We start from the raw sequence: 7237 nt of genomic DNA on the forward strand, positions 1-7237 counted from the left end.
TTTGCGACAGCCGCGCGGCGGCCACCGCTTGCAGGGTGCCGGCCATTGCAATCAGGACCGCGCAGGTGAAGGTATTGCCGTGCAATTGGCCGGCGGTTTGGAGCGTGATGAATAGGTTGTTGACGAGCGCGCCCAAAAAAACCGCGGGCAACACGGCATCCCCCCAAATCAGCAGCGCGGCCAGGCCCAGCCCTGCCGGCGGCCATAAAGGGCTGGAATAGATGGGGGGAATAATCATCGTTAAACCCAGCCAGCCGCCCAGGCATATCAGGGCGGTTAAAAAAAACAGGCGGGAAAGAGGGTGCGCTATGTTCATCCGGGCGGCGGTGTCATGCCGCGGGCTGCAAAATACCATTCGGGCAGTTTAGGGTAGCCGCCGTCGACACGCAAGCGCCCTTATCCCATTCCGCGCGAGCGGCCTGGGCTTAAAATCCCGGCCGGCGACTGGTTGGTGGCGCAGGGCAATAAGGCCATCCGCAGTTTTTGGCAAATTTTTTTTAAATGCAGTTGCCGTTCATGAAAGCGCTGATGATAGGCTTGGCGTTGCCGAATTTCGCCGGTATCCAAGACGATGTCGCGGATTTTATCGGTAAACCGGTAGCGGCCATTTTCGGGCAACCGGCTTTCCAGCGGATCGAAAATCTGCAGCAAAACCACTTCGCAGTGGCGCGCTATCAGGGCCAAATGGTTTTCCGCGGCTTGGTCCAGGCCGCGGAAATCGCTGATGATGTAAATCCGGCTGCCGGGATGGGCGTGATGTTGCAATCTGGCCAGGGCCGACGCCAAGGTGTTGCCATGGGGGCTGGGGTAGACGGGATGGGCCAGGGCATCGAAAAAGCGCAGCAATGCCGCTTTACCGGTGCGGGGTTTTAACTCCAGGCAACCGGCGTCGCTGAAAATCTGGCCGCCGACGCGGTCGCCTTGCTGCTGGGCCGCCCAGGCCAGCAATGCGGCCAGCTTGGCGGCCTGCACGGATTTGAACACCCCGCGGGTGGCGAAGGCCATGCTTGAGCGGTAGTCCACGGAAATGAACAACGGCCGTTCGCGTTCCTCGCAGAAAATTTTGCTGTGCGGTTTGCCGGTGCGGGCGGTGACCCGCCAATCCATGCGCCGCACATCGTCGCCCGGTTGATAAAGCCGGGTTTCGGCAAACGCCATGCCGCGGCCCTTGAAATGCGATAAATAATTACCGCTTTGCGCGGCGCGGATTTGCGTGGGGCGCAAATTAAGCGCGGCGGCGGGTTTGGCCAGATCCACCAGGGTTTTCAGGCTGACGGCGATGCGTTCGTTGTCCGGAGCGGCGGCCGGGCTCATGGCTTATCGGCCGCCGGCCGTGCCGGTTCCCCAGGGCATCACCGGCACGGTGGAGATGCTGTTTACCGGAGCGCCGTCGATCAGTTTTCGGCTGATGGCCAGATAGATCAAAGTGTTATGGGCCTTGTCCCACAGGCGCATGACCCGGGTTTCCTTGAACAGAAAGGACGTGCCCTCGGAAAACACTTCTTCATCCTTGGGCAAATCGGCGGGCAGACCGATAGGCCCGGTTTGCCGGCAGGCCAACGAAAATTGCGACGGATCGTCCGCAAAACCGAGGGTCCCGGAAACGCCGCCGGTTTTGGCCTGGCTGACATGGCAGGTGACGCCGGGGATTTTCGGGTCGGCGAAGGCCTCGACGCAGACCTTGTGGTTGGCGCCTATCAGTTTCCAGGCGGTAGTCACGCAGCCGACGGTTTCCGCGCGCGCGGCCGCCACGGCCAGCAATAGCAAGGGGATGGGCAAGAGTTTTTTCATGATCGGGTTCCTCGGGTAGCGCAAAACCGGAACCAGCCGCCGGAAGCCAACTGTTCTCGGTGTTGCCGGATGTGGATCAGGGCACCGCAATGCGCGAGATCAGTTGTTTAATCACGTCATCGGCGGTGATGCCTTCGGCTTCGGCCTCGTAGGACAAAATCAAGCGGTGCCGCAACACATCGTAAGCGACGTCCTGAATGTCGCCCGGATCGACGAAGTCGCGTCGGTCCAGCCAAGCCTTGGCGCGGGCGCAACGGTCCAGGGCGATGCTGGCGCGCGGACTGGCGCCGTATTCCAGCCATTTGGCCAAATCTTCGCCGTAAGCAGCCGGGGTGCGGGTGGCCAAAATAATTTGCAGCAGATAGTGCTCCAAGGCTTCCGCCATGTAAATGTCCAGCACTTCGCCGCGGGCCGTGAACAGGGTTTGCTGGCTGACTTTTTCAGCGATGCCGCCGCCGGTTTGCAGCGTGCCTCGGGCTTCGGCGCGGGCCAGTTGCAGAATGGTTTTTTCATGCACGGCGTTGGGGTAATCGATTTTCACGTGCATCAGGAAGCGGTCCAACTGCGCTTCCGGCAGCGGATACGTACCTTCCTGTTCGATCGGGTTTTGCGTGGCCATCACCATGAACAAGGGCGGCAAGGGATAGGTGGCCTTGCCGACCGTGATCTGCCGTTCCGCCATGGCTTCCAGCAGGGCGGCCTGCACTTTGGCCGGCGCCCGGTTGATTTCGTCGGCCAATATAAGATTATGAAACAACGGACCTTTCTGGAATTCGAAGCTGCCTTGCTGCGGGCGGTAAATCTCGGTGCCGGTCAAGTCGGCCGGCAACAGGTCCGGGGTGAATTGCACCCGGTGGAAATCGGCCGCCATGCCTTTGCTCAACACATTGATGGCGCGGGTTTTTGCCAGGCCGGGCGCGCCTTCCACCAGCAAATGGCCGTCGGCCAGCAGGGCGATCAGCATTCGTTCCACCAGGATGTCCTGGCCGATGATTTGGGTATTGATGTGGTGTTTAAGCTGGTGCAGCGCGGTTTGCGCGGGGGTCAAATCGGTCATGGCGTGCAAATTTCCGTTTGAAAAAAGTCTGTGGTCGAAGGGTATATTATGGGGTGGGATGATGATGGCGTTGCCGGTTTTTCCATTCCCGGTGCGCCGCCATGATATTGACGACTTCTTGCGGGTCGTCGGTCACGGTAATCAAATCCATATCTTCCGGGGAAATAGTGCCGTATTCGAGCATTTTATGTTTAAGCCAATCCATCAGTCCGCCCCAAAAGTCGCTGCCGAACAACACCAGCGGCAAGGGATAGGCCTTGTGCGTCTGCATCAGGGTTAAGGCTTCGAAAAATTCGTCTAGTGTACCGAAGCCGCCCGGCATGCAGACATAACCCATCGAATAGCGCACGAACATGACCTTGCGCACGAAGAAGTAGCGAAAGTTTAAGGACAGGCTTTGGTAGGGATTGGCTTTTTGCTCCATCGGCAATTCGATATTCAAACCGATGGACGGCTGGTTTTGCAGGTGCGCGCCCCTGTTGGCCGCTTCCATGACGCCTGGGCCGCCGCCGCTGATGATGGCGAAGCCTTCCTTGCTGAGCAGTTCCGCCAGCTCCACGGTTTTTTGGTAATAAAAATGCTCTTCCGGCAAGCGCGCCGAACCGAAAATCGAGATGGCGTCGCAGAGGCCGGACAGTTCGTCGAAGCCTTCGGTGAATTCGCTGATGATGCGAAAAATTCGCCAGGATTGATCGCCTTTCAAGTCATCGATGATGCTGGGAGAGGCTGAGCCGGCGTTGGAGCGATTTTTGATGCAGGACATGTAGGGGTTCCTTTAATGTTCGCGCTTAAATTGGCTTTATCGGTTGACGAAAAAATCCCCTTTTTGGGTAGGCCGGAATAAGCGCTGGCGTTTCCGGTAAACGTGCCGAGCCAGAAACGCCTATCGGCTTATTCTGGCCTACCTCTGTTGCATTGGCTTGCCGCATGCTCCATTGCTCAACGATTGCGGAATTTATACAACAGGCGGCCGCCCTGAATGGTATGGGTCACTTTACCGATCAGGCTTTGTTGCCAATACGGTGTGTTGCGGCCGGCGCTATGCCAGGTTTGCTCGTTGACTTGCCACGGCAGATCGGGATCGAAAATGCAGACATCGGCGCTAAATCCCGACGTCAACGCGCCGGCTTGCAGGCCTAAGATCGCCGCCGGTTTTTGCGTCAGGCTGGCCAGGGTTTTATGTAGATCGATGCGATGCAGACTGGTCAATTCCAGAGTCAATGGCAACAGGGTTTCCAGAGAGGCAATACCGGGTTCGGTTTCCGGGAACGCGCCCAGCTTGGCGTCCAGATCGTGCGGCTGATGATCGGAACAAATGGCGTCGATAGTGCCATTGGCCAGCCCTTCGCGCAGGTAATGGCCGTCTTCTTCGCTGCGGAAAGGCGGAATCACATGGTAATGGCTGTCGAACGGCAGTACGTCGTTTTCGCTTAAATGCAGTTGGTGGATGGCCGCATCGGCGGTGACGTTGAGTCCGTATTTTTTGGCCTGCTGAATTTTGATCACCGACTGTTTACAGCTGATTTGGCTGACATGCATGCGGCAGCCGGTCAATTGCGCCAGCTCCAAGGCTTGGGCCAGGGCGATGGATTCGGCGGCGACCGGAATGCCGGGCAGGCCGTATTGGCTGGCCATGGCGCCTTCGTGGGCGCAGCCCTTGCCGCTCAAGGAGGCTTCGTTGGCGCGGTACATCAACAATAGGCCGTGGGTGCCGGCGTATTCCATGGCGCGGCGCAGAATCAACAAATTGCCTAGCGGTGCATGGGCGTTGCTGACGGCAATGCAGCCGGCCTGTTTCAAGGCAAACATCGAGCTGAGTTCGGTGCCGTCCAGGCGTTGGGTCAAGGCGCCTATGCTATACACCCGCGGATAATCGGCGGCTTCCGCCTTGTCCTTGATGTATTCCACCACCGCCGGACTGTCGATGCACGGCTTGGTATCCGGCGGCAGGCACAGCGAGGTGACGCCGGCGCTCAAGGCGGCGCGGGTTTCGCTTTTGATAGTGCCTTTGTGGCTGTGGCCGGGTTCGCGCAAGCGGGCGCTCAAATCGATGAAGCCCGGACAGACGATTTGGCCCTTGGCGTTAATGGTCAGGTCGGGCGTGAAATCGGCCGGCGGAGTCAGCACCTGCAAAATTTTGCCGTCGGCTATGCACAGCGAGCCCACGGCGTCGACGGCATTGGCCGGATCGATGATGCGGCCGTTTTCGATCAGAATTTTAGTCATGCCGCGCCTCCATGGTGGCCCAGCGTCATGGTCATGACGGCCATGCGTACGGCAATGCCGTTGCTGACTTGCTCCAGTATCACCGATTGCGGGCCGTCGGCCACGCTGGAGGCGATTTCCACCCCGCGGTTGATCGGGCCGGGGTGCATGACGATGGCATCGGGTTTGGCCTGTTGCAGTTTGGTTTCGGTCAAACCGTAGCATTTGAAAAATTCGCTCTCGCTGGGCAGAAAAGCCGAATTCATACGTTCCTTTTGTAGCCGCAGCATGATGACGACGTCGACGTCGCTCAGACCTTCCTCCATGTCATGCAGCGGAATCACGCCCATGCTGCAGACATGGGCCGGCAGCAGGGTTTTAGGGGCAATCACCCGTACTTCGGCCACCCCCAGGGTATTGAGGGCCAGAATTTGCGAGCGGGCAACCCGCGAGTGCAGAATGTCGCCGACGATGGCAACCTTCAGGCCGGCAAATTGTTTCTTATGCTGGCGAATGGTGAACATATCCAGCATGGCTTGGGTCGGGTGGGCGTGTTGGCCGTCGCCGGCATTGATGACGCTGATGTGCGGCGCGGTGTGTTGGGCAATGAAATGGGCCGCGCCGCTCAAGGCGTGCCGCACCACAAACATGTCCACATGCATGGCTTCCAGGTTGCGGATGGTATCCAGCAGGCTTTCGCCCTTGGAGGTGGCGGACGTGGCGATGTTCATATTCAACACATCGGCCGATAGACGGGTTGCCGCCAGTTCGAAAGTGGTGCGGGTGCGGGTGCTGTTTTCGAAAAACAGGTTGACGATGGTTTTGCCGCGCAATAACGGTACTTTTTTCACCTGATGTTCGGAAATGCCGGCAAAGGATTCGGCGGTATCCAGGATCTCGGTCAACAAGCGCTTGCTCAGTCCCTCTATGCTGAGAAAATGCTTGAGTTTACCGTGTTCGGTGAGTTGCAAGTGTCGATGCATGATCAGGCCGCGCACGCCAGGGTTTGCAGGTCTATGCCCAAGGGATCGGGGCCGGTCAGTTTGATGCGCTGGCCTTCCGGCAGGTCGATACGGGCGCCGCGGCAATCGGGTTGCAGCGGGATTTGCCGGCCGTTGCGCTCAATGAGTACCGCCAGTAAAACCTGGTTGGGACGGCCGTAGTCGAAAATCTCGTTCAGCGCGGCGCGGATGGTGCGGCCGGTATAGAACACGTCGTCGATCAGAATGATGTCCCGGCCTTCCAGATGCGGCGGCAGTTGGCTGGCTTTGACATTGGGGTGCATGCCGATTTGCGAAAAATCGTCCCGGTAAAACGTAATATCCAATAATCCCAAGGGTTCGGCAATCCGCAAGCGCCGGTGTATCTGTTCGGCTATCCAGGCTCCGCCGCTGTGTATGCCGATCAGCAAGGGATTGGCCAGCTTGCGGCTGGCGATTTGTTGGCGGATGTCGGCTTCGAGGGTGTCGAGCAGGTCGGCGATATTGAGCGAGGAGGTCGGCATGATCGGTTTGGATGCTTGTTTTTGTGCAAGTAGATGAAAGATCAAGGATACAAGAAAAAACGGCTATTTGCATTCCAGGGTTGGAAATCAGAACACTTCTACTTTTTAAATCATGCTGTTTTGTGCAAAACAGGGTTGGATCATTCATGAGCACAACAAGTGGTTGTGTGCAAAAGTTGGTGGGAGCAATGCTCGTTACCGGCAGATTCTGTTGAAAAAGTCGGTATTTTTCTGAATGATTGAGCTTGGGGATTTAATCGGTTGTCGGTTTCTGTCAGAAATAGTCAGACATTTTTGAATTTCGATGAGTAAAAACGACCCGATAGGCCGTTATGCGGGTATTCCTTGGGCTATTTCGTCATTGATTGCCAACCTTTTCGCCATTCGCCTCAGATTTTGGGCAGTTGCCGCCAATAGGAACTCATCCTGTGCCCCAGTGAATCCCCGTAATCGCAATTTATCGAGTCGTAAGATGCGCTTGAGGTGAGCAAATAGCATTTCGACCTTTTTGCGATCTTTTCGTGACTGTTTGTAGGCATCGGTTTTAGTGATGGCGCGCGCGACATCTCGAGCGGATTCGAAAGGGCTGCGGACATGGCTTGATTTGGTCTGATGACTTGGCCGGGCGGTTTTTGTAGTAAAAATTCGTCCGCCGTTTTTTTGGCTAAAAATCAAAAAAT

Annotated in this window: 9 protein-coding genes; all 9 read right to left on the reverse strand. The window is 57.3% G+C overall.

All coding sequences use genetic code 11. From position 1 onward, the window contains the following. A partial coding sequence (locus tag NP596_RS18585) for an MASE1 domain-containing protein (protein WP_256616898.1) occupies window positions 1-316 on the reverse strand: 316 nt, incomplete at its 3' end. An 80-nt stretch (window positions 317-396) separates the two neighbouring features. Further along, window positions 397-1314: a DUF58 domain-containing protein gene (locus NP596_RS18590; protein WP_256616899.1), complete on the reverse strand. Its 918-nt coding sequence runs from the start codon at window positions 1312-1314 to the stop codon at window positions 397-399. Between the two features lie 3 nt (window positions 1315-1317). After that, window positions 1318-1791, reverse strand: a complete 474-nt coding sequence (locus tag NP596_RS18595; protein WP_256616900.1) for a CreA family protein — start codon at window positions 1789-1791, stop codon at window positions 1318-1320. A gap of 76 nt (window positions 1792-1867) precedes the next feature. Next, window positions 1868-2848, reverse strand: coding sequence for an AAA family ATPase (locus NP596_RS18600; protein ID WP_256616901.1), 981 nt, complete (start codon window positions 2846-2848; stop codon window positions 1868-1870). A gap of 46 nt (window positions 2849-2894) precedes the next feature. Next, window positions 2895-3611 (reverse strand): LOG family protein, encoded by a 717-nt coding sequence (locus NP596_RS18605; protein WP_256616902.1) that lies wholly within the window; start codon window positions 3609-3611, stop codon window positions 2895-2897. Between the two features lie 176 nt (window positions 3612-3787). Beyond that, window positions 3788-5074, reverse strand: coding sequence for a dihydroorotase (locus NP596_RS18610; protein WP_256616903.1), 1287 nt, complete (start codon window positions 5072-5074; stop codon window positions 3788-3790). Further along, entirely contained in the window at window positions 5071-6036 is a 966-nt protein-coding gene (locus tag NP596_RS18615) for an aspartate carbamoyltransferase catalytic subunit (RefSeq protein ID WP_256616906.1), read from the reverse strand. Before NP596_RS18615 ends, NP596_RS18610 begins: the two co-directional genes overlap by 4 nt. A 2-nt stretch (window positions 6037-6038) precedes the next feature. Continuing rightward, complete coding sequence (pyrR, locus tag NP596_RS18620; protein ID WP_256616904.1) at window positions 6039-6557, reverse strand: bifunctional pyr operon transcriptional regulator/uracil phosphoribosyltransferase PyrR; 519 nt, start codon at window positions 6555-6557, stop codon at window positions 6039-6041. Window positions 6558-6887: 330 nt separating this feature from the next. Beyond that, a partial coding sequence (locus NP596_RS18625) for a transposase (protein WP_256616905.1) occupies window positions 6888-7237 on the reverse strand: 350 nt, incomplete at its 5' end.

Source organism: Methylomonas rivi (assembly GCF_024505165.1).
GTDB lineage: Bacteria > Pseudomonadota > Gammaproteobacteria > Methylococcales > Methylomonadaceae > Methylomonas > Methylomonas rivi.